Consider the following 23,327-nt stretch of genomic DNA (forward strand, 5'->3'; position numbering starts at 1 on the left):
GTTGCTGACGTGAGGAGTTGGGAGCCACGAGGTCTCTTGCGATGAAGCCTGCGAGGCCCACCGATTTTCTCGAATGAGATGACTGCTCAACCAGCTGGCAGCCCCCAGGCCTCCAGCACCGCCGCCCTGAGCGCCGCCAGCGCCGGCGCGGCCTGGCCCGCGCGGGCGGCGGGCAGCGCGGCCCAGCAGAGCCAGGTATGGCCGCGCCAGCCGGGCCAGATCACCAGCTGGCCCTGGCGCTGCGCCAGCTCGGCCAGGTCGGCGCGCACGATGCCGGCGCCCATGCCGCTGGCCACCATGCTCAGCACCAGGCCCTCGCGGTCCGCGGTCGCGCCGCCCTGCGGCGGCTCGCGGCCGGCGCTGCCGAACAGCTCGAGCTGCGAGCGCCGCAGCGAACAGCCCGGCGGCGTGCCGACCCAGGGCAGCGCGGCCAGGCCCGGCAGGTCCAGGCCCGGATGGGCGGCGGCCAGCGCCGGCGGCAGCGCCACCACCAGCTCGACCTGGCCGAGGCGGCGGAAGTCGAGCTCGGCCTCCTGCTCCAGGTGGCTCATCACATAGGCGCAGTCCAGCTCGCCGCGGCGCAGCGCCGCCAGCGAGGCGCTGGAGAGCAGCTGCTGCAGCTGCAGACCGACCTGCGGATGCTGCTCGGCCAGGCGCAGCAGCACCTCGCCCAGGCGCAGCGGCAGCGGGTCGCCGATCATGCCCATGCGCAGCTGGCCCTGGGCGGCGCCGCGCAGCCGGGCCGCGGCCGCGCGCATCTCGCCGGCCGAGGCCAGGGTGCGCTGCGCGTCGTCGAGCAGGCGCCGGCCCGATTCGGTCAGCTCCATGCCGCGTGCGCTGCGCTCGAACAGCTTGACGCCCAGCTCATCCTCCAGCGCCTTCAGCTGGGCGCTGACGGCCGGCGGGCTGGTGAAGACGGTTTCGGCCGCCCGGGTCAGGCTGCCCTCCTGGGCGATCGCGACGAAGGTGCGCAGTTGGTAAAGCTCCATGGCCGCGATTCTCCGCGGCCCGGCCCGGGCGCTGCTTCGGATTTCCGGAAGACCCGATCCAAACATGCGAATGGCGCGCCGGCGCGCCCGCCGCGAGCATGGCGACCAGACCGATCCGAGCGGATCGCCCCGCCTGTTCGCCTTCTGCTACCCATCCGCATGCACACCTCCTCTTCATCTTCTTCGCTTCGTCCAACCGCCTCGCCGCGCGCCCTGGGCCTGGCCGCGCTGGTACTGGCCGGCCTGACCTGGGCCAGCCTCTACCTGGTCGCCAAGCCGCTGCTGGGCCAGGTGCGGCCGGCCGCCTTCACCCTGATCCGCTACAGCATCGCCGCCCTGGTCTATGCCGCCCTGCTGCTGCCGCGCGGCGCCGCGCCCTGGCGCCAGCTGCGCCGCCATGGGCCGCGCCTGGCCCTGCTGGGCCTGCTCGGCTACGGCTTCTTCGGCCTGATGCTGCTGCTGGGGCTGGCGCTGTCGAACCCGGCGCATGGCGCGACCCTGGTGGCGACGGCGCCGATCACGACCCAGCTGCTGCGCTGGGCGCTGGACGGTCAGCGCCCGGCGCCGGCCCTGCTGGGCAGCAGCCTGCTGGCGCTGCTGGGCGTGGCCATCGTCGCGGGCCTGCTGGGCCAGGCGGCGGCGCTCGACGCGCGCATGCTGCTGGGCGACCTGCTGACCTTGGCCGGCACCCTGGGCTGGGTGCTCTACACCCGCGGCGCGGCGCGCCTGCCGGAGCTGGACCCGCTGGCCTACTCGGGCCTGAGCGCGATCGCGGTATGGCCGCTGCTGGCCTTGGCGGTACTGGGCGCGGCGGCGCTGGGCCTGGTCGAGCTGCCCAGCGCCGCGCAGCTGCGCGCGCATTGGGCCGGCCTGCTGTATGTGGGCATCGTGCCCTCGGTGCTCGGGGTGCTGGCCTATATGCTGGGCGTGCGCCTGCTCGGCGCGGTCACCGGCACGGCCTTCCTGAACCTGATTCCGGTCCTGGTGCTGGCCCTGAGCGCGCTGCTGGGCCAGCCGCCCTCGGGCCGGGAGCTGCTGGGCGGCGCGGTCGTCGTGGCGGCCCTGCTGCTGCACAGCGCGCTGGGCCAGCGGCGCCCGGCCACTGCTGTGACGACCACTACTTCTTGATGAAGGCGGCGCAGGGATCCTCGCGCTGCGCCTTGGCGGCGCGCTGCACCGAGTCATAGGGCGCGGCCGCGGCCGGCGACCCGCTGCCCTCCTCCAGATAACCGCGGCTGAGGATCTGCGCGGCCGGCACGCCGGCAGCCTGCAGGTACAGCGGCACCGCCAGGTCGCGCCGCACATGGCCGTTGCCGGCGATCAGCACCACGCGCTCGGCGCCATCGGCGCGCGCCTTCAGCATCGCCTGGGCCATCGCCGCGTCGCGGCCGCGCTGGGCCAAAGCCATGCCGGGCAGCATGCGCGCCGGCATCGCATTGCAATGGCCCTGCTCGATATCGGCCAGCAGGGCCTGCTGCTGTGGTTCGCCCCAGGGCGTGCCGGACTTCAGCGGCGCCAGGTCGGCGGGCCAGGCGGACTCGCCCTCCCGCACCAGCGCGCGCGCCTGCTCGCGCGTGATGTTGCCGCCGCGAAGCTGGGCGCCGCCGGCCAGCGCCGCATCGAACAGCGGCTTGTGCAGCGGCCAGCGCCAGCCCTGGCGATCCAGCTGGCCGGCCTGGCTCTGCGCCTCGGCCTCGCGCGGCGCGGCGGCCAGCGCCGCGTCCCGCTCGCGCCCCATCTGCTCGAACACGACCGTGGTGCGGCGCCCGTCGGCCAGCAGCTTGGCCAGCAGCGCGGCGCGCGCCTCATGATGCGCCGGGTTGTCGTGCACCTCGCCCAGCAGCAGGAAGGGCGCAGCAGCCAAGGCGGCATCGGCGGGCGCGGCGGCCTCGCGCGGCGCGCCGGCGCAACCCGCCAGCAGCAGGGCGGAAACGGCGGCGGTGAGGAGGAAGGGGATGGATCGCATGACCAGTCTCGGCAAGGGGTGGGCGGCTGGCTGAGGCGCGATGCGCGGCTGGCTGGGGTTGGGGACGATTGTCGCCTAGCACAGCGGCGCTGCTTATCCATATGCGCGCTTCTTCGTTGGGATTCGCCCGGCCGGCCCCTAGTCTGCGCGGCTCATCACAAGACCTGACCCCGACGAGGACCAGACCGACATGCCGTATTCCCAATCGCACAATCTGCCCCGCCTGGCGCCGCTGGCGCTGGCCCTGCTGCTGGCGCAGCAATCCGCCTGGGCGGCCGATGAGGTGCAGAGCGTCCCGACCGTGCAGGTCACCGGCTCGCGCATCCTGCGCGCCAAGGCCGAGGGCGCCAACCCGGTGACCGTGATCCGCGCCGACGACCTGTCCCGCCAGGGCTACAAGAACGTGTTCGACGCGCTGCAGGCGCTGACCCAGAACACCGGCTTCACCCAGGGCGCGGACTATGGCAACACCTTCACGCCGGCGGCCAACGCGATCAGCCTGCGCGGCCTAGGCCCGAATCACACGCTGACCCTGATCAACGGCCGCCGCATCGCCGACTACCCGACCGCCTACAGCGGCTCGGTCAACTTCGTGGACCTGGCCAATGTGCCCTCGGCCCTGATCGACCGCATCGAGATCCTGAGCGGCGGTGCCTCGGCCGTCTACGGCTCGGACGCAATCGCCGGCGTGGTCAACATCATCCTGAAGAAGAGCACCGACGGCCTGCGCCTGAACCTGAAGGCCGGCGCCACCGAACAGGGCGGCGGCGAGAACGCGCGGCTGCAGCTGACCGGCGGCATCGAGGCCGGCGCGCTGAGCGGCATCTGGGGCCTGGAGCTGAGCGCACGCCAGCCGATCTGGAGCCGCCAGCGCGACTTCATGGCCGACAGCACCCTGCAGGGCGCCGCTCCCACCGCGGTGTTCACCCGCCAGGACGCCGGCGCCAAGACCTACTTCGATCCCGGCGCCGGCACCTGCGAGGCCTTGAGCGGTCTGTTCGAGGGCAGCGTCAAGCGCCATACGGTCAAGGCCGGCAGCTACTGCGCCACCGGCCGTGCCTCGCCCAGCTACTGGACCACCCAGACCGGCAACCGCAGCAGCAACTTCGCCGCGCTGCTGAACTACCAGCTGAACGACAAGACCGAGCTGTTCGCTGAGGGCCTGCTGGGCTTCAACACCACCGAGAACAACACGCGCGGCCCGTCCTGGACCTCGCTGGCCGCCACCTCGGGCTATTTCCGCAATGCGCTGACCGACAAGCTCGAAACCTGGACCCGGCGCCTCGCGCCCGAGGAGATCGGCGGCATCGACAACTTCAACCGCGAATGGCGCGACCGCTCCGGCAACCTGGCGCTGGGCGCGCGCGGCGAGCTGGGCGCCTGGGGCTATGAGCTGGTCTACAACGCCTCGGTCTATCACAACAAGACGCCGGTGCCGCGCCTGCTGGCCAATATCGACGAGTTCTTCCTCGGCAAGCAGCAGGGCGTGGACGCCAAGGGCATCCCGATCTTCGCGCCCGATCCGAAGCGCCTGTTCACCGCCTTGACGCCGGCCGAGTACGCCGGCGTCAGCGGCACCAGCGAGGGCAACAACAAGGCCTGGACGCACAGCCTGGGCCTGTCGGTCAGCCGCGAGCTGTTCCAGTTGCCGGCCGGCCCGCTGCAGTTCGCCGCGCTCGCCGAGATCGGCGGCCAGGGCTTCAGCAACCGCTCCGATCCGCGCCTGGGCCAGGGCGTGTTCTACAACACCACCGACGTGGCCCTGGTCAAGGGCACACGCCAGCGCTCGGCCTTCGGCGCCGAGCTGCATGCGCCGGTGACCAAGCAGATCAACGCGACCTTCGCTGGCCGCTACGACGACTACCGCTTCGCCGGCCGCAGCGACGACCAGTTCACCTACCAGGGCGGGCTGGAGTTCCGGCCCAACGACCAGCTGCTGCTGCGCGCCAACCATGCGACCAGCTTCCGCGCGCCGGACATGAACTACATCTACTCGCTGGAGACCAAGGGCTACTACCCCTCCTCGACCGACTACTTCCGCTGCGCGCAGACCAACCAGCCGCTGGCCGACTGCACCTACCGCAATATCTCGCCGGGCTTCAACTTCGTGCGCAACGGCAGCCGCGACCTGCAGTCCGAGACCGGCCGCAGCCAGGGCCTGGGCCTGGTCTGGTCGCCCAACAAGGACTTCGACGTCTCGCTGGACTTCTGGAAGATCCATATCGATGACCTGGTCACCAACCTGAGCCATGACGTGCTGCTGCGCGACGAGGCCCTGTGCCGCACCGGCGCCAAGGACATCGGCAGCCCGACCTGCGCCGACGCGCTGCGCCGTGTGCGCCGCAACCCGGCCGACGCGGTGGTGCGCCCCGGCGAGGTCAAGGAGATCCTGGTCAACCCGATCAATGCCGCGCAGCAGAGCACCCGCGGCTTCGACCTGGGCGGGCGCTACGCCTGGCAGACCGAGAACGCCGGCCGCTTCCAGTTGGGCGCGAAGTACACCAAGGTGCAGAAGTACGTCTACCGCCAGTTCGCCGGCGACACCTCCAGCAACAAGGTCGGCACGCGCGACTTCGGCGACTGGCCGGAAAAGCTGGTGACCACCCTGAGCTGGAGCCTGGGCCCGCTGTCCAGCACCCTGACCGTCACCCGCAACGGCAAGATTCCCGACGACGACAAGGGCTGGATCAAGCCGCGCACCCTGCTCAACCTGAGCGCCGGCTATGAGCTGAGCGAGCGCAGCCGGCTCAACGTGATCATCAACAACCTGACCAACAGCGTGCCGCGCGACAGCTCCAGCGGCTGGCCCTTCTACCCGGTGGGCTACTACAGCCCGCATGGCCGCCAGGGCTGGATCGAGTTTGAGCACAAATTTGGTGCATAAACTCGCCGCGCGCCCGGTTTTCGCACCGGGCGCGCGTGATTTCGCTCACAAACCAATCAGATACCACTCGACCGCGGGGTATCCCTAGGTCAAAGGGTCCGCAAGAATGCCTACACGACCCCTGACCCGGGGCCACATAACGACCAACGAGGGAATCTGAGCGATGACACAACAAAAGCGTAAGTCCGCCAAGAAGATTGGTATTGCAGCGGTCATGGGCCTGCTGGCCAGCCTGGCCACCAGCAGCGCGCTGGCTCTGCCGGTGATCGATTTTGGTGCGGCCCAGGGCTATAGCGGCTTCTTCTTCGGCAATGTCAGCGGTGCGACGGACGTCGAGGGCCGCCTGGCGGTCGGCGGCAATCTGACCCGCGGTTTCGATGTCGGCTATCGCAACGCCTACAACTCCAGCGCCCCCAGCCTGGTGGTGAAGGGCAATGTGTCCCTGACCAACGACTCGGGCAACAGGTCCGGCTCCGTCTACAACGGCCCGAAGTACAACACCGACACCAACAGCTCGATCGGCCCGAGCAACGCTCCCTGGGTCACCGGCCAAACTGCACCGGGCAACATCGTCTACGGTGGCACTCTGAATGCTGCGGACTGGCAGTACGGCAGCGCGACCAAGAACGCCAACTACCTGGACTTCGACGCCGCCAAGACCCAGCTGAGCGGCCTGTCCAGCCAGTTGTCCACCCAGGCCAAGAACGGCAGCTGGGCCGCCGCCGCCGGTGGCCTGACCCTGACCGGTGACGGCGTCTCCGACGTGCAGATCTTCGATCTGGGCAACCTGGGCAATATCAGCAACCTGACCCTGACCAACGTCAAGGCCGGCGCGCATATCGTGATCAACAGCAGCGCCAAGCAGGTGACCTTCGGCGGCTTCCTGGGCGGCGACAAGGCCAACTCCAGTGATGTCCAGGCCCAGCACCGCGACCGCCTGGTCTTCAACCTGAGCCAGGCCACCAATGTCAGCGTCAACAGCTTCCTGAACGGCAGCGTGCTGGCGGTGAACGCCGCGGTGTCCGGCTCGGGCCATCTGGAAGGCACCCTGATCGCCAACACTTTGGGCCCCTCGGCCAACGGTAGCCGTCTGGAGCTGGGCTACGAGCCGTTCGTCCCGACCAGCCCGGTGCCGGAACCCCAGACCTACGCGATGCTGCTGGCCGGTCTGGCCGCGATCGGCTTCATCGCCGTGCGCCGCAACAAGCGCCGCGACTGAAGCGGCTGAGGCCACGACAGCAAGCAGAAGGGGCCTACGGGCCCCTTTTTCATTACTGCGTGCCGCGCAGCAGCGCCAGCATCTGCGAGGGCTGGGCCACCGAGGCGTCGAAGGGATGCGAGACCTGGCCGCCGATCGCGGCCAGGATCTTGCGCACATAGTGGCGCGTCTCGGCATAGGGCGGCACGCCGCGGTAGCGGTCCACCGCGCGCTCGCCGGCGTTGTAGGCCGCCAGCACCAGGGCCACGTCGCCCTCGAAGTAGGCCATCAGCCAGCGCAGATAGGCCATGCCGCCGCGGATGTTCTGCACCGGATCGCCCGGGCGCCGCACATTGAAGCGCGCCGCGGTGTCGGGGATCAGCTGCATCAGGCCCTGGGCCTTCTTCGGCGACAGGGCCTGTGGGTCGAAGTTCGATTCGGTGGCCATCACCGCCAACACCAGATGCGGCGCCAGCTGGTATTGCGGCGCCTCCAGCTTGACGAAGCGCACGATCGAATCGGGCGCATTGGCCGGCGGCGGGGGCGGCAGCGCCTTGGCCAGCACCGCGGGCGGCTTCCTGCCGGCGGCGGCCAGCGGCGGCGCCTCGCCATCGGGCGGGCGCAGGCAGGGCGGCGGCGCGCCCAGCGGCTCGCCCAGCCGCGCCGCCATCGCCTGGGCCTGGGCCAGGCCCTGCTCGGCCGCGGCGGCGAACAGGTAGGCGGCCTGCGCATCGTCGCGCGCGATGCCGCGCGCATTGGTCAGCATCCAGGCCAGGTTGTACTGGGCCACCGCGTCGCCGAAGCGCGCGGCGCGGCAGTAGAGCTGGGCCGCCAGCACCGGGTCGCGCGGCTGGCCGTTGTCGCCATGCTCGGCGGCCTCGGCCTCACGGCGCCAGCGCTGCACCTGCACCGGCACCACCGGCCCCGCCTCGGCCGGCGGCATGGTCGGCCGCGGCAGGGATTCCAGGGTCAGCATGGCCTCGGTCTGGGCCAGCGCGGCCTGGCTCATGCTCGTCAGCATCAGCATGAGCCCGGCGCCGAGCAGGCCGGCCAGGCGATGGGAGGAACAACAGTTCTTGGGCGGGGGCATGAACTCAGTCTAGCCAGCCTTGATGCGGTCTTGATGCCGCAACCCCCAACTTGAGCGGCCTCTTGAGGTGCCGCGCCGCAGACTGAAGGCCTCTTGACCAATGGCCGACCTCGCTTGCCGGCCCGCCGTATGGACCCGGTCCTGATCCTGCAGCATGAGCCCAACCAGGGCCCCGGATATCTGCTGGACTACCTGTGCCAACAGGACATCCCGCATCGCCTGTGCCACCCCGCCGCCGGCGAGCCGCTGCCGCGCAGCGCCGCCGGCCTGTCCGGCCTGGTGCTGCTGGGCAGCAACCACAGCGCCAACGACGAGCAACTGCCCTGGGTGGCTGCCGAGCTGGCCCTGCTGCGCGACGCCGTGGCGCGCGACGTGCCGGTGCTGGGCCATTGCTTCGGCGGCCAGCTGCTGGCACGCGCCCTGGGCGCCCGCGTGCAGCGCAACCCGCTGGCGCAGATCGGCTGGTGCCGGCTCTGGGCCACGCCCGAGGCCCGGGCCGGGCTGTTCGGCGGCGCGCCGCGCCCGCTGTCCTTCAACTGGCATTACGAGGGCTTCGAGATCCCGCGCGGCGCGCGGCGCGTGCTGTTCGGCCGCCACAGCCTGAACAAGGGCTTCGCCGCCGGCCCGCACCTCGGGCTGCAATGCCATCTGGAGGTGACGCCGGCCAGCGTACGCGCCTGGTGCGCCGAGGGCCGGCAGGAGTTGAGCCGACCCGGCATCGCGGTGCAGAACGAGGCCGAGATGCTGCGCGACCTGGAGGAGCGCTGTGCCCTGCTGCACCTGAACGCGCGCCATGTCTACGGCGCTTGGGCCGCCGGCCTGCCGCGGCGCCGCGGCGGGCTCTTCTATGCCCTGGGCGCACCCACCGGCAGCGCCCGCGCGCTGGCCGCCACGCCCAGCATCAGCAGCGCCAGCCCGATGAAGGCGCCGCGCAGGCTGCTGGAGGCCGCGACCGCGCCGATCGCGGCCGGCCCGATCAGGATGCCGGCATAGCCCAGGGTCGTCACCGCCGGCACCGCCAGGCTCTCCGGCATGCGGCGCTGGCGGCCGATTGCGCTGTAGAGCACCGGCACGATGTTGGAGCAGCCCAGGCCCACCAGCGCATAGCCGGCGAGCGCGCCCTGCCATTGCGGCACCCAGGTCGACAGCGCCAGCCCGCCGGCCGCGCACAGCGCGCCGATCACGATCACCCGCCCCGGCCCCAGGCGCGCGACGATGCGGTCGCCGCTGAGCCGGCCCAGGGTCATCGTGGTCGCGAAGGCGGTGTAGCCCAGGCCCGCCTGCGCGGCGCCGACGCCATGCCTGTCCGAGAGGAACACCGCGCTCCAGTCGAGCATCGCGCCCTCGGCCAGGAACACGATGAAGCACAGGCCGCCGATCAGCAGCACGATGCCGCGCGGCAGCGCGAAGGCCGCGCCGCTGCCCGGCGCGCCATGCGGCAGAAAGCCTGCGCGGGCCCAGGCCAGCGCCAGCAGCACCAGGGCCACGACCAGGCCCACCGCGGCCGGCGCGCTCAGGCCCAGCGCCAGCAGCGCGCTGACGCCGCCGGCCCCGGCGATGCCGCCGACGCTCCACAGGCCATGAAAGCCCGACATCATCGGCCGGCCGCTGTCGCGCTCGACCATCACCGCCTGCAGATTGGCACTGCAGTCCAGCGCCCCCATGCCGACGCCGAACAGGAACAGCGCGCCGGCCAGCGCCAGCGGCTGGGCCGCGATCGCCAGCGCCGGCAGCACCGCGGCGATCAGCAGGGTCGCGCCGACCAGCACCGCGCGGCAGCCATGGCGCGCCACCAGCAGCCCGCTCAGCGGCATCGCCAGCAGCGAGCCGGTGCCCAGGCACAGCAGCAGCAGGCCCAGCTGCGCCTCGTCCAGCCCCGCGCGCTGCTGGGCCAGCGGCACCAGCGGCGCCCAGGCGGCCATCGCCAGCCCGGCGATGAAGAAGGCCAGGCGCGTGGCGGCCTGGATGCGACGCGGCGCGGGGCCGGCGAGGGAAGCTGAGGGCATGCGCGGATTGTCGGCCGGGGCCCGCCGCCACCGCCCGCCCCGCGGGCGAGGGCGGTGCGAGCAGTGCACCGCCGTCCCCTGCCTCATCTTGAGGCAGTCCAGCATCCGGCCTTTTAAATCAAGGACTTGTAGCCCCCATCTAAAGCTCGCTCACAAGCTTATCCACAGCGGGCGGGGACAAGCCCGGGCCGGCGACAATGCCCGGCCACCATCTCCTCCCCGCCTCGATGCGAAAGCTGCCCGCCCTCGGCGCCCTGCGCGCCTTCGAAGCCGCCGCCCGGCGCCTGAGCTTCAAGCTGGCGGCCGAGGAGCTGAACGTCACGCCCACCGCGATCAGCCACCAGATCCGCCAGCTGGAGGAACAGCTGGGTCAGCCGCTGTTCGAGCGAGAGACCCGCAAGGTGCGGCTGACCGCGGCCGGCCATCTGCTGTTCCCGCCGCTGCGCGAGGGCTTCGACGCCTTCGAGCGCGCGGTGGCCCAGGTGCAGCGGCACCGCCCGGCCAAGGTCGCCACCCTGAGCGGCACCATCGCCTTCGTCGCCAAGCGCCTGGCGCCGCGCGCCGGCGCCTTCCGCGCCGCCTATCCCGACTGGACCCTGCGCCTGGATGCCTCGGACCAGCCGGTGGACCTGGACGTCGACGCCGATGCCGCGATCCGCTATGGCGGCGGCGACTATCCCGGCCTGGTGGTCGAGCCGCTGTTCGGCGACCGCTTCGCGCCGGTCTGCAGCCCGCGCCTGGGTTTGCGCGACATGGCCGACCTGCGCCGCGCCACCCTGATCCATTTCGACTGGGGCGAGCGGGCGCGCCGCAGCGGCCGGGCCCCGGTCTGGCGCGACTGGCTGGCGCACGCCGGCCTCGCGGACATCGATGCCGAGGCCGGCTTGTCCTTCACCGACGAGATCCATGCGCTGCAGGCCACCCTGGCCGGCCAGGGCGTCGGCCTGTTGAGCCTGAGTCTGGTGGCCGAGGAGCTGGCCGCCGGCACCCTGGTCCAGCCCTTTGCGCTGAGCCTGGAGAGCTTCCGCTACGACCTGGTCTACAGCCCGCGCGCCGCCGAGCGCCCCGCCACCCAGCGCCTGCGCGACTGGGTGCGGGCCGAGTTCGGCGGTCGCTCGACGACTGAATCTAATTCACCTGTCGACTGAAAATTCACCGTTTGTGGGGGCCTTCACCTCGGATCACAGTTGAGTCCACGCCGCCAACGGCGCCTGAACCCAACTCATTTATTCATTCGATCCGAAAGCCCTTATGAACCACGCTGCCCTCGAACAAGTCCACACCCAGCCCGACCCCTACGCGCCCTACCTGCTGTCGCAGGCGATCCGCGCCGGCGGCTTCCTCTTCGTCTCCGGCCAGGCCGGCGTCGGCGACGACGGCCGCATCGTCGGAGCCTCCGGCGACTTCGATGCCCAGGCCGACCAGGCCTTCCGCAACCTGCGCCGCGCGCTGGAGGCCGGCGGCTCCAGCCTGCGGCGCGTCGTCAAGGTCACGATCTTCCTGACCGCGATGGCCGAGAACTTCCCCAAGATCGTCGAGCTGCGTCGCCGCTGGTTCTCCGCGCCCTACCCGGCCGACACCATCGTCGAGGTCAAGGCCCTGTACTCGCCCGAGGCGATGATCGAGATCGAGGCGATCGCGCTGCCCGAAACGGAGCAAGCACGATGAGCGCGCCCACCAACGCCCATGCCGATTCACTGTTCGCGCCGCTGGCCCTGGGCGGCATGAGCCTACCGAACCGCCTGGCCGTCGCGCCGATGACCCGCATCAGCGCCAGCCCCGAGGGCCTGGCCACGCCCGAGATGGCGCGCTACTACCGGCGTTTCGCCGCCGGCGGCTTCGGCCTGGTGATCAGCGAGGGCATCTACACCGACCAGGCCTGGTCGCAGGCCTATGCCGGCCAGCCGGGCCTCAGCGACGGGCCCCAAGCCGCTGCCTGGCGGCCGGTGGTGCAGGCGGTGCAGGCCGCCGGTGGGCGCATGGTCGCGCAGCTGATGCATGCCGGGGCGCTGGCCCAGGGCAACCGCTTTCGCGCCGACACGGTCGCGCCCTCGGCGCTGCGGCCCGTCGGCACGCAGATGGGCGCCTACCGCGGCAGCGGCCCCTACCCGGAGCCGCGCGCGATCGGCGAGGCCGAGATCCGCGCGGCGATCGACGGCTTCGCCGACGCCGCGCGGCGCGCCATCGAGTCCACCGGCTTCGACGGGCTGGAGATCCACGGCGCCAACGGCTATCTGCTGGACCAGTTCCTGACCGGCCACAGCAACCGCCGCGGCGACGGCTGGGGCGGCGCCAGCTTGGAGCAGCGCGCGCGGCTGAGCCTCGAGGTGGTGGACGCGGTGCGCCGCGCGGTCGGCCCCGGCGTGCCGCTGGGCCTGCGCCTCTCGCAGGCCAAGGTGAACGACTTCCACCACCGCTGGCCCGAGGCCGAAGCCGGCGCGGCGCGCCTGTTCGCGCGCCTGGCCGAGGCGGGCCAGCTGGACTATCTGCACATCACCGAGCCCGAGGCCTGGCGCCCGGCCTTCGCCGAGGGCGGCGCGAGCCTGGTGCAGCTGGCGCGTCGCCATGCGCCGGGGCTGCCCGTCATCGCCAACGGCGGCCTGCATGAGCCCGCGCGGGCGCGCCAGCTGCGCGCGGACGGCGCCGCGCTGATCGCGCTGGGCCGCGGCGCGCTGGCCAATCCGGACTGGCCGCGGCGCGTCGCCGCCGGTGCCGAGCCGCGGCCCTTCGACCCGGCGCTGCTGGCGCCGCTGGGCAATCTCAAGGAAACCGAGCTGGCATGATCAGCGGCGCCGGCGCCACCACAGCCAGGCGCCGCTGAAGCCCAGGGCGAACAGGGTCAGGCCGATGGCGGTCAGGTGCGACGGGCCGCCTGCGATCAGCTCCTCAGCTTGCGGAACTCCAGATGCCGCACCCCATCGACCATCACCTGGAAACCCGTCACGACCCCGTTCTTGCGGACGAACTGCACGCCGCTGAGGAAGGCCTTGTTGCCGTGGAACAGGTCCGCGTGGACGGGCTCGAAACTCACCGACCCGGCATGCAGGTTCCTGGCGCTCAGCACACCCTGGTTCTCCTCGAACTCGTAGCTGGTGTTGAGTTCCTTGGAGAAGTAGCTTCCCGTGAACTGGGCCAGCTCGCTCTTTGAATAGGTGGCCGGCCGATACGACTCGAACACCATCGGATCGCTGCCGGTCACGGAGTAGTGCATCTGCCGGCCATGCTTCCCCTCGACAAACTTGAGCAGCAGCGTGTCGTCCCCCTCGACCTTCATCTGAAACACGGTATCGCTCAAGGGAATCAGCTCGTTGTGCACCGCTCCCCCGACCCGGTTGTAATGCAGCACATTGCCTTTCATGTGCAGCACCGAGGCCACGGAAGCCTTCGCATTCCAGAACTTGCCCTCGTATTTCTGCAGTTCCGCCGGGCTCATCTTCACGCCTTCGATCTTGGTGTAGTCGATCGTCTCGGGTTCGGGGAAAGCGCCTGGCAGAAATTGATAGGCCACGTTCATGCCATAACGGCCGTTGTACCCGCCGCCGGAACCGAGGGTGATCACGGTCATGTCATGCCCCGGAAATCCGAAGAACACGCTCGTATAGCCACCGAAGCTGCCGGCCTGAAAGGTCTTGGGGATTCCTCGCTCCTGGCCGAAATGCTGCTGCCCATAGATGGAAACACCCGCCATGCCTCGGATCGGAGCCCCGTTGTCCAGTTTCAGCGGGGACTGGAGCTTGCTCGCGAGCTTGTGAGACCGGACATGCTGCCGCCAGGTCGTCATGTCGCGCAGGGACGAATACAGATTCATCATGCCCGCGGCATTGCCTTCGCCCTGGCTGAGCTGGTATTTCCCGCTGCCATCAAGAGCATAGGGCGTCGCCAGATTCTCCAGGGAGGGGTTGGGCGCGGCAAGGAAGATGGTATTCACCATCCCCAAGGGATCGAATATCTGCGCCTTGCTGTAGGCCTCGAATGATTGCCCCGACACCACCTCGACGATCTTCTTCAGCAGCACGAAACGGGTGTCGCCGCGCACAGAAAAGACCTCGCCCGGCGCAAAGTTCAAGCGCTTCTGGTGCTTGATGTAGTCCGGGATCTTGCCCACCTGGTCGACCTCCTTGGATCTCGAGCCGGTCAGGGCGTTGATGCCGCTATAGCTGTAGAGCCCATCGGTGGAGCTCAGCAAATGGTTGATGCTGATCTTCTTGCCGAAATCCGGCACCTCCGGCAGATAGGTCCTGACATCATCGCTCAGCGACAGCTTGCCCTGATCCTCCAGATTCAGGATCGCAAAGGCGACGAATTCCCAGGCCTGCGCATTCACATGGAATCTCGTATCCGCGGTCGCGGGCACCTTGTATTCCAGATTCGCCTGACCCACCACCTTCTGGAACACCAGTTTCCCGCCCTTGATGGCAGCGACCGCTAGCGCGGGTTTCCCGGCATGGCCGTACTCGGAAAAAATCTTGTCGATCGCCTGCTGCGCAGCCGGATCCAGACTGTTCTGCGCACGGACCAGTGGCGGCACCAGCATCAGGCCGCCAATGAGCAGCCATTTCATGCTCAACACCGAATTGGATATTTTCATGATTGCCTCGAATTGATTGGGTTGCTATCTGTCACTTGCCTTGCAGGGCCTCGATCACCTTGCTCGCCACGGATGCCGTGGACGAAGGATCCTGGCCGGTGATGAACTGGCCATCCACCACATAGAAATTCGTGCCGAACTCTTTGGCATGCACGAGATTGCCGCCATTCCTGGTGATCTCCGCATCGATGGAAAACGGGAAGGTCTTGTAGTACGCCGCGGTCTTGTTCTCGAAGGCATCCGGGTATCCGGTGATTTTTTTTCCCGAGTAGAGCGGCACGCCGGCGCTGTTCTTCAGATGGACGAGGCCGGCGGTGCCATGGCAGACCGCGGAAACAATGCCGCCATTGCGGTGGACGCCGGTAGCAATGGCCTGGATCTCGGCATTCTCGGCAACCCCGAACATCGCGGCCCCGCCGCCGCTGTAATAGACCGCCTGGTAGTCACCCACCTTGATCTGTGCGGGCTTCAAGGTGTGCTTGAGCAGATTCATGAACTCGGCGTTGTACAAGTATTGCTTGTGCAGGCCGTCCGAGGTTTTGATATAGCCGATGGGAATGGCGCCTCCCTGCGGGCTGACAAAATCAACCGTATAGCCTTGCTTCTTGAAAACGTCGTAGGCCACGACGATCTCGTCGAAGTGGTTGGATGTATCGAGCTTCGTATTCCCATACGTATGCTGATTGGAGGTGATGAAGAGGATCTTCTTGTTCCGCTTCGGTGCCGCCTTCCAGGTGTAGCTCTTGTTGACGATCTTCCAGGCCCCTTCGTATTTCAGCAGCTGGAAAAAATCGATGAAGAGCCTGTCCCCGGGGGTCAATATCTCCACCTTGGCCATCGCCACCTCGTCCTCGACATCGACCGAGAGGATCCGGCCGACCCGGTTGAATTTCCCGTAGGCCGTGGCGTCCTTGATGTATTGCTCGCCGGAGCGCACCAGCAAGGTCTTGTCGCGGTTCACCGCATACAGCTTGAAGTCGGGATGGAAGGCCTTTCTCAATCGAATGGCATCGCCATTGGCCACGCCTTGCATATAGTCTTCCAGGGTTTCTGAAATCTGCTCGGTGTCGGTCTTCTCGCTCTGCGCCGGCAGGCTCTGGGCAGCAGCGGATAGATGAAAGACCTGCAGGGGCAGGCATAGCAGCAGCCCCATCCGGATTATTTTTCGGAGGCCGCCAAGGAAACTGTATTGATCCATTCATTACCCCAAAATTTTCAAAGTCGGATGACAGAGCCGACTGCCCGCCCCCGCCCATGCGGCCTGCATATCCCATGCAGGCGCTGGACCGGGGGTCGGATGAAAATTTATGGGATGCCGGGAGCGAGAAGCTCTCCGATCATGAATCCGAACTCCGGATACATGATTCCGGAGCATCTGGGAGGGGGAGAAGCGGCCCGAACCGGCCGGAATCAAGCCCCGGCGGACAGCTCCACCCGGTAGCTCGCCGGCGTCTTGCCGCAGATCTTCTTGAAGGCGGCGAAGAAGGTGGAGCTGGAATTGAAACCGCTGCGCTCGGCCACCTGCTCCATGGTCAGGCGCGGCTCCTTGAGCAGCAGGGTTCTCGCATGCGCGACGCGGAACTCGTTGACATAGTGGTTGAAGTTCTGCGCCAGCTTGTCATTCAGCACCTGGGATATCAGGATCTGCGAATGGCCGGTTTTCCGCGCCAACATGGCCAGGCTCAGGTTCGAATTCAGGAACAGCTGCTGCTCCTGCATGGCCTGGTTCAGCGAGGCCAGCAATTGTTGCGCCTCATCGTCGGCCAGTTTCCGGTTCTGGTATTTTTCCTTTTTCTGCTCTGCCGACGCCGCCTTCTCTTCCCTGAACAGGATGAAGGTCATCACCGTGATATGCACGGTGAAGGTGAACGAGAGCGCCCCGACGATATAGGAGGTCAGGTGCGTACTCATATAGGCAATCAGGATCAGGCAGCTGCTCAGATAGACTCCGAGCAGAAGCACCGTCTGCCGCTTGCCGCCCTCATTCCCCTCCAGAAACAGTCGGCGGGATTTCCACAGCTGCCAGCCGGTCATCACCAGATAGAGCAGCCAGTATTTATGGATGCCGCCGATCAAATGGCGCCAGATTTGCGGATGCTGCGAATAGGAAAACAGTACCCCGATGAATATCAGTCCCAGCGGCAGCGCGAGATGCAGATACCACCAGCGAGCGGCGGGTTTCTTCTGCTGCTCGGCCAAGTGGAAATGCACATACAGATAGGTCAGCGGCCCGATCAGCAGGCAGGCCGACAGCCCGAACTGGATGAACCAGAGCGCGGTGTCCGGGTAGAAATAGTAGATGGTCGACTTGCCGGTGCGCACGCTGACCGCCAGCAGCAGCAGCCCCAGGAAGATATTCGACAGGCCTTGTTGCCACGTTGCCCGCCGCGCCGAGACGAAGAAATAGGCCGCCAGCATGACGCCGTTCACCGCGCCCAGGGCGCTGAACAGGAAGAGGATCTGGCTTGAAATCACGGATCGGCCCGTCGGGGTTGGCTGCTGGCGAGCGCGAATCTTGCCATGCACGGGGGCAGGTCTTGCCCGGCATGGGGCCCCGACAAACCCTCCCCGCCTCCCCTGCCCGGTCGGCCCTAGACCATCAGCCGGTACCCCACGGCCGTCTCGGTCAGCAGATGTTTGGGCTGGGCCGGCAGCTCCTCCAGCTTCTGGCGCAGATTGCCCATGTAGACGCGCAGATAGTGGTTGTCCTCGACATGGCTGGGCCCCCAGACCGCCTTCAGCAGCTGACGGTGCGTCAGCACCTTGCCGGCATGGGCGATCAGGTGGGTCAGCAGCCGGTATTCGATCGGGGTCAGGTGCACCGCTGCGCCCTCGCGCAGCACGCGGCGGGCGGCCAGATCCACCTCGACCGCGCCGAAGCGGAACAGGGTCTGGGCCGGCTGGCCGGCCGCGGCGGCGGCCTGGCTGCTGCGCCGCAGCGCCACGCGCACCCGCGCCATCAGCTCGCCAACGCCGAAGGGCTTGGTCAGGTAGTCGTCCGCGCCGGCATCCAGCGCGGCGATCTTGTCCTGCTCGTCGGCGCGGGCCGAGAGCACGATCACCGGCACGCCGGACCAGGCGCGCAGGTCCTTCAGGTAGTTCAGCCCGTCGTCGTCGGGCAGACCCAGGTCCAGGATGATCAGCTCGGGCCGGCGCGTGCCGGCATCGATCAGGCCCTGGCGTACCGTCTCACATTCATGCACCACCCAGCCCTCGGCCTCCAGGCCCAGGCGCACGAAGCGGCGGATGCTGGGCTCGTCCTCGACGATCAGCGCGGTGGGTTTGGGTTCGCTCATGCGCGGTGTTCTCCCTCAAGGTCTTCTTCTTCTCGCGGCAGGGCCGGCGGCTGGCCCAGCGGCAGGGTCAGCACGAAGGCGGCGCCGCCAAGCGCCGAACGCTCGGCCCAGATGCGGCCGCCATGGGCCTCCAGGATGGCGCGGCAGATTGCCAGGCCCAGGCCCACGCCGGGGATGCTGCTCTCGCTCTTGGCGCGGGTGAACTTCTCGAACAGCGCCTCCTCGCGCCCGGCCGGCAGTCCGGGGCCATCGTCGGCGACGGTCAGGCGCAGGTCCGCGCCGTCGACCAGGGCCGCGATCTCGATGCGGCTGCCCGGCGGCGTGTACTTGGCGGCGTTCTCCAGCAGATTGGCCAGCACCCGCTCGATCAGCGCGGCATCGATCTCGACCAGCGGCAGCCCGGGCGCCAGCCGGGTCTGCACCTTGTGCCCAGCCAGCACGCTGTGCATCGCCTGCAGCGCGCCGCCCAGCACCTCGTCGATCGGCAGCCAGTCGCGGCGCAGCTGCACCGCGCCGCTCTGCAGCCGCGCCATGTCCAAGAGGTTGCTGACCATCGCATTGATGCGCTGCGACTCGCGGCGCAGCGCGCCGGCCATCTCCAGGCCCTGCGGCGGCAGGCCCGGCAGCGCGGCCAGGGTGTCGGCCAGGCCGTAGACCACCGCCAGCGGCGTGCGCAGGTCATGCGAGAGCGCCGACAGCAGCGAGTTGCGCAGCCGCTCCGACTCGATATGCACCAGTGCGTTCTGCGCCACCTCGACGTAATGCACCCGCTCCAGCGCCTGGCCGATGATGCTGGCCATGGTGTCGAGCTGGGCGCGGCGCTCCGGCCGCAGCACCGCCTCCAGATCGCGCGGGCGCAGGCACAGCACGCCGCGCGCGCGCATCGGCGCGGCCAGCGGCAGGTAGAACCAGGGGCTGCCCGGCAGGGTGTCGGTGGCCAGGCCCGCGGCCTGGCCATGATCCAGCGCCCAGCGCGCGGTGCCGGCGTCCGGGGTATCGGCGCCCTCCCCTGGCGCCAGCGGCAACGGCGCATGCAGCTGCTCGTCCAGGCCCAGCACCAGGATCTGCGCGCGGCCATGCAGCTCGCGCGCCAGGCGCTCCTGCGCGATCTGCGCCACCTGCTCGGTCTGCAGCGCGCCGGCCAGCTCGCGGGTCAGCTCGAACAGCGCGCGCGAGCGCGCCTCGCGCTCCGCCGCCACCTCGGCCTGGTAGCGCAGATGCGCGGTCAGCTGGCCGACGATCAGGCCCACCGCCAGCATCACGCCAAAGGTCAGCAGGTACTGCACGTCCGACACCGCGAAGGACAGATGCGGCGCGACATAGAAGAAATCGAACAGCCCGACGCTCAGGAAGCTGGCCAGCACCGCCGGCCCACGCCCCAGCTTCAGTGCCACGCCCAGCACCGTCAGCAGGAACAGCATGACGATATTGGCCTCGTCCAGCAGGTTCTGCAGCGGCCAGGCCAGCGCCGCGGTCAGCGCACAGGCCGCCGCAGCTTTCGCATAGTGCGGCAGCTGGCGCGCCGCCGAGCCCCAGGCCGGCGGCGCCGGCTCGGGCTCCGAACGCTGGCCCACCGCCGGTGGCAGCCCGACCTCGATCAGATCCACGTCCGGCAGCAGCGCCGCCAGGCGCTCGTACAGCGGCCGGCCGGCGAACAGGCGGCGCCAGCCGGGCAGCGCCGGGCTGCGGCCCAGCACCAGCTTGGAGAGGTTGTGCTCGCGCGCATGCTCGGCCAGCGCCGCGGCCGCGTCCTGGGCCTGCAGCACCGCGGTCGCGGCGCCCAGGTCCTGGGCCAGGCGCATCTGGCGCAACACGCGCTCGCGCTGCGCGTCCGGCAGGCGCTGCAGCGCCGGCGTCTCGACATAGACCGCGTGCCAGGACACGCCCAGCTGCTGGGCCAGGCGCGCGCTGCTGCGCAGCACATGCTCGGCGCGCGGCGTCGGCCCGACCGCGCAGAGGATCGCCGCCTCGGTGCTCCAGACCTGGGCGATCGCCTCGTTGCTGCGCCAGGCCTGCACATCGTCCTCGACCCGGTCGGCGGTGCGGCGCAGCGCCAGCTCGCGCAGGGCCATCAGATTGCCCTTGCGGAAGAAATGCTTGGCCGCGCGCTCGGCCTGCGCGCCCATATAGACCTTGCCGGCCTTCAGCCGCGCCAGCAGCTCGTCGGCCGGGGTATCGACCAGCACCACCTCATCGGCCGCGTCGAAGAAGCGGTCCGGCAGGGTCTCCTGCACGCGCACGCCGGTGATGCCGCCGACCACGTCGTTCAGGCTCTCCAGATGCTGCACGTTCAGGCTGGTGTAGACATCGATGCCGTTGGCCAGCAGCTCCTCGACATCCTGCCAGCGCTTGGGATGGCGCGAGCCGGCCACATTGCTGTGCGCCAGCTCGTCGACCAGGATCAGCGGCCGCGGCTGGCCCTCTTCACGCACCAGCGGCTTGAGCCGCGCCAACGCGCCGTCGAGGTCGAACTCCGGCAGCGCCCGCCCGCGGTACTCGACCTGGCGCGCCGGCAGCAGCTCCAGCCCCTCGGTCAGCGCCGCGGTCTCGCTGCGGCCATGGGTCTCGACCACGCCGACCAGCATCTGCCGGCCCTCGGCTTTGAGCTTGCGCGCGGCCAGCAGCATCGCGTAGGTCTTGCCCACGCCGGCCGAGGAGCCGAAGTAGATGCGCAGCTTGCCGCGCGCGGCCTTTTCCTCGTCCGCTCGCAGCCGCTCCAACAGCGCGTCCGGGTCGGGGCGTTCGTCGTCCATCATCGTTGTCGTCAGAGCCAACCGGCGCGGCGGAAGCGATACCAAAGAAGAGCGCAGACCGTCACGATCAGGCCCAGCGCGGCCGGGTAGCCCCAGGTCCATTTCAGTTCGGGCATGGTCTCGAAGTTCATGCCCCAGATGCCGGCGAAGGCGGTCGCCACCGCGAAGATGCCGGCCCAGGCCGCCAGGCGCTTGGTGACGTCGCTGTCCTCGATCGCCACCATCGACAGATTGGCCTGGATCGCGGTGGCGATGGTCTCGCGCACCGCCTCGATCGCACCATGGATGCGCGCCAGGTGGTCGGCCACATCGCGGAAGTAATGCTCGGAGCGGCCGCAGACCGGCGGGATGCGCCCGCCATGCAGCTTGGACAGCATCTCCAGCATCGGCGCCACCGCGCGGCGCAGCTGCATCAGCCGGCGCTTCAATGCGTACAGGCGCTGGATGTTGTCGCGCGCCGCGCCGTTGGTGAAGATGCTCTGCTCGATCTCCTCCAGCTCCGATTCGAGCAGGTCGACGATCGGGAAGTAGCGGTCCACCACCGCATCCATCAGCGCATAGAGCACGAAGCTCGGGCCCTGGCGCAGCAACTCGGGCTCGCGCTCGGCACGCTCGCGCACGCCCAGGAAATGCTGCGGGCTGTGCTGGCGCAGCGACAGCACATAGCCGGGGCCGACGAACACCGCCACCTCGCCGCGCTGGATCTCGGCGCCGATCCAGTCGATCAGGTGCATGCAGACGAACAGGTCGCTGCCGTACTCGTCGATCTTGGGCCGCTGCTGGCCCTTCAGCGCATCCTCCACCGCCAGCGGGTGCAGATTGAAGAGGCGCCGCCAGGGCTCCAGCTCGGCCGTGTCGGCGTCGCGCAGCGCCACCCAGACGAAGGTATCGGGCTGGTCCAGATAGTCTCCGACTTCCTCGGGGGCCAGGTCGGCCAGCTTGTGGCCCTCGCGATAGACGGCGCAGTTGATCAGCATCGCGGCATTGTCACCTCAGGCGAGCTTGCTTCAGAAGCTGCGCTGCACGCTCAGCACCAGGCCGGCCTTGCCCAGCTTCTTGGGGTTCTGGGCGGCGGCATTGCCGGCCTGGTAGTAGGTCTTGTCGGCATCGGTGGCGACCAGCGCGGCGCCGAGGTTGAAGCCGCCCAGGCTCTTGGTCAGGCCCAGCTTCACATCGGTATAGGACAGCTCGCCGTAATGGCGCACCGACAGGCGGCCCAGATGCGCATCCAGGGTCAGGCCTTCGGCCAGCTCGAAGCGGTAATTCAGGTCCAGGTAGCTGCTGCCCTTGGAGCCGCCACGCGCCGGCAGGCCGTTGAAGAAGGCATAACCGGCGGTTTGGCCGTTCAGGCCGAAGTAGTCGGTCGCGGCCACCGACAGCTTGGCGCTGAACGCGGCGTAGGACAGGCCGACATAGAGATCCACGTTGTCGTACTTCTCGCCGGTCGGCTTGCCCGGCTCGCTGTTCAGCTTGGCGCCGGGATAGAGGTAGGCCAGGGCGCCCAGGTCCAGGGTCAGGTCTTGAGCTAGCGCGAACTTGTAGCCGCCGTAGAGGTCCAGCTCCAGGCCGGCGCCGTTGTTGTAGCTGTTGCCCGAGACATTGGAAGCCCAGGTGCCGGCGTAGAAGCCGCTGCTGTGCGCGTAGTCGAAGCCGCCCTGCACGGCCGGCTGACGCCAGGTCTGGCTGATGCCGCGGAAGCGGTAGTCGCTGAACAGGCCGACGTTGCCGGTCAGGCTGTGCCCGGGTGGCGTCGCATCGGCGGCGGATTGGGCCAGCACGGGCGCCGCGCTCAGCACCAGGGCGGCCAGGACGAAGAGGGTCTTGTTGTTCTTGAGATTCATGACGGTACGACGGAGAAAAGGATGAAGAGGAAAAGAAAAGACGATGAAGCCCCCTCCCCGATCTTTTTAAACTGGGCTTCATCGGGGCGCCGAGGCGCCCGGAAAATAGAAAAGGAAAGGACTCGGTGCTCAGTGCGCCTGGTCGAGCGCCAGGTTCAGCTTCAGCACGTTGACGCGCGGCTCGCCCAGCACGAGCAGGTCACGCTGCTCGGTGTTGGCCTCGATCAGCGACTGCACCTGGGCCGGCGCGAGGCCGCGCTCACGCGCGACCCGGCCCGCCTGGTAGCGCGCTGCGGCCATGCTGATGTGCGGGTCCAGCCCGCTGCTGGAGGCCGTCACCAGATCGGCCGGCACCGTGGCCAAGTTGCCCGGGTCGGCGGCGCGCAGCGCCTCGATGCGGCCCTTGACCGCATCGACCAGGGCCGGGTTCAGCGGCCCCTGGTTGGACCCGCCGGAGCCGGCGGCGTTGTTGGCCATCGGCCCAGTGGCCGACGGCCGGCCCCAGAAGTACCTGGGCGACGTGAAGTTCTGGCCGATCAGCTCGGAGCCGACGGTCTTGCCGCCGGCCTCGATCAGGCTGCCGGCCGCCTGCTTCGGGAACAGGGCCTGGCCGACGCCGGTGACGGCGAGCGGATAGAGCAGACCGGTGATGGCCGAGAGCAGCAGCAGGCTGACGATGGCGGGACGCAGATGGGCTTTCATGATGACGAAACGCC

General features: G+C 69.0%; 18 protein-coding genes and 1 pseudogene. 7 read left to right on the forward strand and 12 right to left on the reverse strand.

Going from position 1 to position 23,327, the window contains the following annotated elements; all coding sequences use genetic code 11:
• Positions 1 to 86 precede the first annotated feature (86 nt).
• On the reverse strand, positions 87 to 989 hold the full coding sequence (locus tag G8A07_RS20925; protein WP_195793893.1) for a LysR family transcriptional regulator: 903 nt from the start codon (positions 987 to 989) through the stop codon (positions 87 to 89).
• A 159-nt stretch (positions 990 to 1,148) separates the two neighbouring features.
• Here G8A07_RS20925 and G8A07_RS20930 point away from each other — a divergent pair, with 159 nt between their 5' ends.
• Entirely contained in the window at positions 1,149 to 2,117 is a 969-nt protein-coding gene (locus G8A07_RS20930; protein ID WP_195793894.1) for a DMT family transporter, read from the forward strand.
• On the opposite strand, the gene G8A07_RS20935 is transcribed toward G8A07_RS20930, so the two are convergent.
• Positions 2,107 to 2,955 carry a ChaN family lipoprotein gene (locus G8A07_RS20935; protein ID WP_195793895.1) on the reverse strand — a complete coding sequence of 283 codons (849 nt, stop codon included), beginning with the start codon at positions 2,953 to 2,955 and terminating at the stop codon, positions 2,107 to 2,109. The two genes, G8A07_RS20930 and G8A07_RS20935, sit on opposite strands and share 11 nt — an antisense overlap.
• A 190-nt stretch (positions 2,956 to 3,145) precedes the next feature.
• On the opposite strand from G8A07_RS20935, the gene G8A07_RS20940 reads away from it, so the two are divergent.
• Positions 3,146 to 5,839, forward strand: coding sequence for a TonB-dependent receptor domain-containing protein (locus G8A07_RS20940; protein ID WP_195793896.1), 2,694 nt, complete (start codon positions 3,146 to 3,148; stop codon positions 5,837 to 5,839).
• Between the two features lie 163 nt (positions 5,840 to 6,002).
• Positions 6,003 to 7,058 carry a choice-of-anchor A family protein gene (locus tag G8A07_RS20945; RefSeq protein WP_195797885.1) on the forward strand — a complete coding sequence of 352 codons (1,056 nt, stop codon included), beginning with the start codon at positions 6,003 to 6,005 and terminating at the stop codon, positions 7,056 to 7,058.
• 52 nt (positions 7,059 to 7,110) lie between these two features.
• Here G8A07_RS20945 and G8A07_RS20950 read toward each other — a convergent pair whose 3' ends face one another.
• Positions 7,111 to 8,064 (reverse strand): lytic transglycosylase domain-containing protein, encoded by a 954-nt coding sequence (locus tag G8A07_RS20950; protein ID WP_195793897.1) that lies wholly within the window; start codon positions 8,062 to 8,064, stop codon positions 7,111 to 7,113.
• 192 nt (positions 8,065 to 8,256) lie between these two features.
• Here G8A07_RS20950 and G8A07_RS28305 point away from each other — a divergent pair.
• Positions 8,257 to 8,778, forward strand: a pseudogene (locus G8A07_RS28305) (type 1 glutamine amidotransferase); the annotation flags it as partial.
• A 194-nt stretch (positions 8,779 to 8,972) separates the two neighbouring features.
• Here the strand turns inward: G8A07_RS28305 and G8A07_RS20960 are convergent.
• Complete coding sequence (locus G8A07_RS20960; protein ID WP_195793898.1) at positions 8,973 to 10,133, reverse strand: MFS transporter; 1,161 nt, start codon at positions 10,131 to 10,133, stop codon at positions 8,973 to 8,975.
• Positions 10,134 to 10,360: 227 nt separating this feature from the next.
• Between G8A07_RS20960 and G8A07_RS20965 the strand changes: the two genes are divergently transcribed.
• The 3 genes from G8A07_RS20965 to G8A07_RS20975 all read left to right on the forward strand — a co-directional run bounded on the left by G8A07_RS20965 (position 10,361) and on the right by G8A07_RS20975 (position 12,916).
• On the forward strand, positions 10,361 to 11,281 hold the full coding sequence (locus G8A07_RS20965) for a LysR substrate-binding domain-containing protein (protein WP_195793899.1): 921 nt from the start codon (positions 10,361 to 10,363) through the stop codon (positions 11,279 to 11,281).
• A gap of 103 nt (positions 11,282 to 11,384) precedes the next feature.
• On the forward strand, positions 11,385 to 11,801 hold the full coding sequence (locus G8A07_RS20970; protein ID WP_195793900.1) for a RidA family protein: 417 nt from the start codon (positions 11,385 to 11,387) through the stop codon (positions 11,799 to 11,801).
• A complete protein-coding gene (locus tag G8A07_RS20975; protein ID WP_195793901.1) occupies positions 11,798 to 12,916 on the forward strand; it encodes an NADH:flavin oxidoreductase in 1,119 nt (372 codons plus the stop codon). The genes G8A07_RS20970 and G8A07_RS20975 overlap by 4 nt, the downstream gene beginning before the upstream one ends.
• A gap of 95 nt (positions 12,917 to 13,011) precedes the next feature.
• Here the strand turns inward: G8A07_RS20975 and G8A07_RS20980 are convergent, their stop codons facing one another.
• From G8A07_RS20980 to kdpC, 8 genes are all read right to left on the reverse strand, one after another.
• Positions 13,012 to 14,694 (reverse strand): serine hydrolase, encoded by a 1,683-nt coding sequence (locus G8A07_RS20980; RefSeq protein WP_195793902.1) that lies wholly within the window; start codon positions 14,692 to 14,694, stop codon positions 13,012 to 13,014.
• A gap of 58 nt (positions 14,695 to 14,752) precedes the next feature.
• Positions 14,753 to 15,919 carry a nuclear transport factor 2 family protein gene (locus G8A07_RS20985; RefSeq protein ID WP_195793903.1) on the reverse strand — a complete coding sequence of 389 codons (1,167 nt, stop codon included), beginning with the start codon at positions 15,917 to 15,919 and terminating at the stop codon, positions 14,753 to 14,755.
• 212 nt (positions 15,920 to 16,131) lie between these two features.
• A complete protein-coding gene (locus tag G8A07_RS20990; RefSeq protein ID WP_195793904.1) occupies positions 16,132 to 17,247 on the reverse strand; it encodes a helix-turn-helix domain-containing protein in 1,116 nt (371 codons plus the stop codon).
• A 65-nt stretch (positions 17,248 to 17,312) separates the two neighbouring features.
• Entirely contained in the window at positions 17,313 to 18,017 is a 705-nt protein-coding gene (kdpE, locus tag G8A07_RS20995) for a two-component system response regulator KdpE (protein WP_195793905.1), read from the reverse strand.
• Positions 18,014 to 20,770 carry a DUF4118 domain-containing protein gene (locus tag G8A07_RS21000; RefSeq protein WP_195797886.1) on the reverse strand — a complete coding sequence of 919 codons (2,757 nt, stop codon included), beginning with the start codon at positions 20,768 to 20,770 and terminating at the stop codon, positions 18,014 to 18,016. Before G8A07_RS21000 ends, kdpE begins: the two co-directional genes overlap by 4 nt.
• Before the next feature lie 11 nt (positions 20,771 to 20,781).
• Complete coding sequence (locus G8A07_RS21005) at positions 20,782 to 21,747, reverse strand: magnesium and cobalt transport protein CorA (RefSeq protein WP_195793906.1); 966 nt, start codon at positions 21,745 to 21,747, stop codon at positions 20,782 to 20,784.
• Between the two features lie 30 nt (positions 21,748 to 21,777).
• Positions 21,778 to 22,611, reverse strand: coding sequence for a TorF family putative porin (locus G8A07_RS21010; protein ID WP_195793907.1), 834 nt, complete (start codon positions 22,609 to 22,611; stop codon positions 21,778 to 21,780).
• A 129-nt stretch (positions 22,612 to 22,740) separates the two neighbouring features.
• Positions 22,741 to 23,313 (reverse strand): potassium-transporting ATPase subunit KdpC, encoded by a 573-nt coding sequence (gene kdpC, locus G8A07_RS21015; RefSeq protein WP_195793908.1) that lies wholly within the window; start codon positions 23,311 to 23,313, stop codon positions 22,741 to 22,743.
• Positions 23,314 to 23,327 lie beyond the last annotated feature (14 nt).

Source organism: Roseateles sp. DAIF2 (assembly GCF_015624425.1).
In the GTDB taxonomy this organism is placed as follows: Bacteria; Pseudomonadota; Gammaproteobacteria; order Burkholderiales; family Burkholderiaceae_C; genus Kinneretia.

Bases quoted from the DNA above. Each gene is read 5' to 3' on its own strand.
- G8A07_RS20925 (WP_195793893.1), bottom strand. From the start codon at position 989: ATGGAGCTTTACCAACTGCGCACCTTCGTCGCGATCGCCCAGGAGGGC.
- G8A07_RS20930 (WP_195793894.1), top strand. From the start codon at position 1,149: ATGCACACCTCCTCTTCATCTTCTTCGCTTCGTCCAACCGCCTCGCCG.
- G8A07_RS20935 (WP_195793895.1), bottom strand. From the start codon at position 2,955: ATGCGATCCATCCCCTTCCTCCTCACCGCCGCCGTTTCCGCCCTGCTG.
- G8A07_RS20940 (WP_195793896.1), top strand. From the start codon at position 3,146: ATGCCGTATTCCCAATCGCACAATCTGCCCCGCCTGGCGCCGCTGGCG.
- G8A07_RS20945 (WP_195797885.1), top strand. From the start codon at position 6,003: ATGACACAACAAAAGCGTAAGTCCGCCAAGAAGATTGGTATTGCAGCG.
- G8A07_RS20950 (WP_195793897.1), bottom strand. From the start codon at position 8,064: ATGCTGATGCTGACGAGCATGAGCCAGGCCGCGCTGGCCCAGACCGAG.
- G8A07_RS20960 (WP_195793898.1), bottom strand. From the start codon at position 10,133: ATGCCCTCAGCTTCCCTCGCCGGCCCCGCGCCGCGTCGCATCCAGGCC.
- G8A07_RS20965 (WP_195793899.1), top strand. From the start codon at position 10,361: ATGCGAAAGCTGCCCGCCCTCGGCGCCCTGCGCGCCTTCGAAGCCGCC.
- G8A07_RS20970 (WP_195793900.1), top strand. From the start codon at position 11,385: ATGAACCACGCTGCCCTCGAACAAGTCCACACCCAGCCCGACCCCTAC.
- G8A07_RS20975 (WP_195793901.1), top strand. From the start codon at position 11,798: ATGAGCGCGCCCACCAACGCCCATGCCGATTCACTGTTCGCGCCGCTG.
- G8A07_RS20980 (WP_195793902.1), bottom strand. From the start codon at position 14,694: ATGAAATGGCTGCTCATTGGCGGCCTGATGCTGGTGCCGCCACTGGTC.
- G8A07_RS20985 (WP_195793903.1), bottom strand. From the start codon at position 15,919: ATGGATCAATACAGTTTCCTTGGCGGCCTCCGAAAAATAATCCGGATG.
- kdpE (WP_195793905.1), bottom strand. From the start codon at position 18,017: ATGAGCGAACCCAAACCCACCGCGCTGATCGTCGAGGACGAGCCCAGC.
- G8A07_RS21000 (WP_195797886.1), bottom strand. From the start codon at position 20,770: ATGGACGACGAACGCCCCGACCCGGACGCGCTGTTGGAGCGGCTGCGA.
- G8A07_RS21005 (WP_195793906.1), bottom strand. From the start codon at position 21,747: ATGCTGATCAACTGCGCCGTCTATCGCGAGGGCCACAAGCTGGCCGAC.
- G8A07_RS21010 (WP_195793907.1), bottom strand. From the start codon at position 22,611: ATGAATCTCAAGAACAACAAGACCCTCTTCGTCCTGGCCGCCCTGGTG.
- kdpC (WP_195793908.1), bottom strand. From the start codon at position 23,313: ATGAAAGCCCATCTGCGTCCCGCCATCGTCAGCCTGCTGCTGCTCTCG.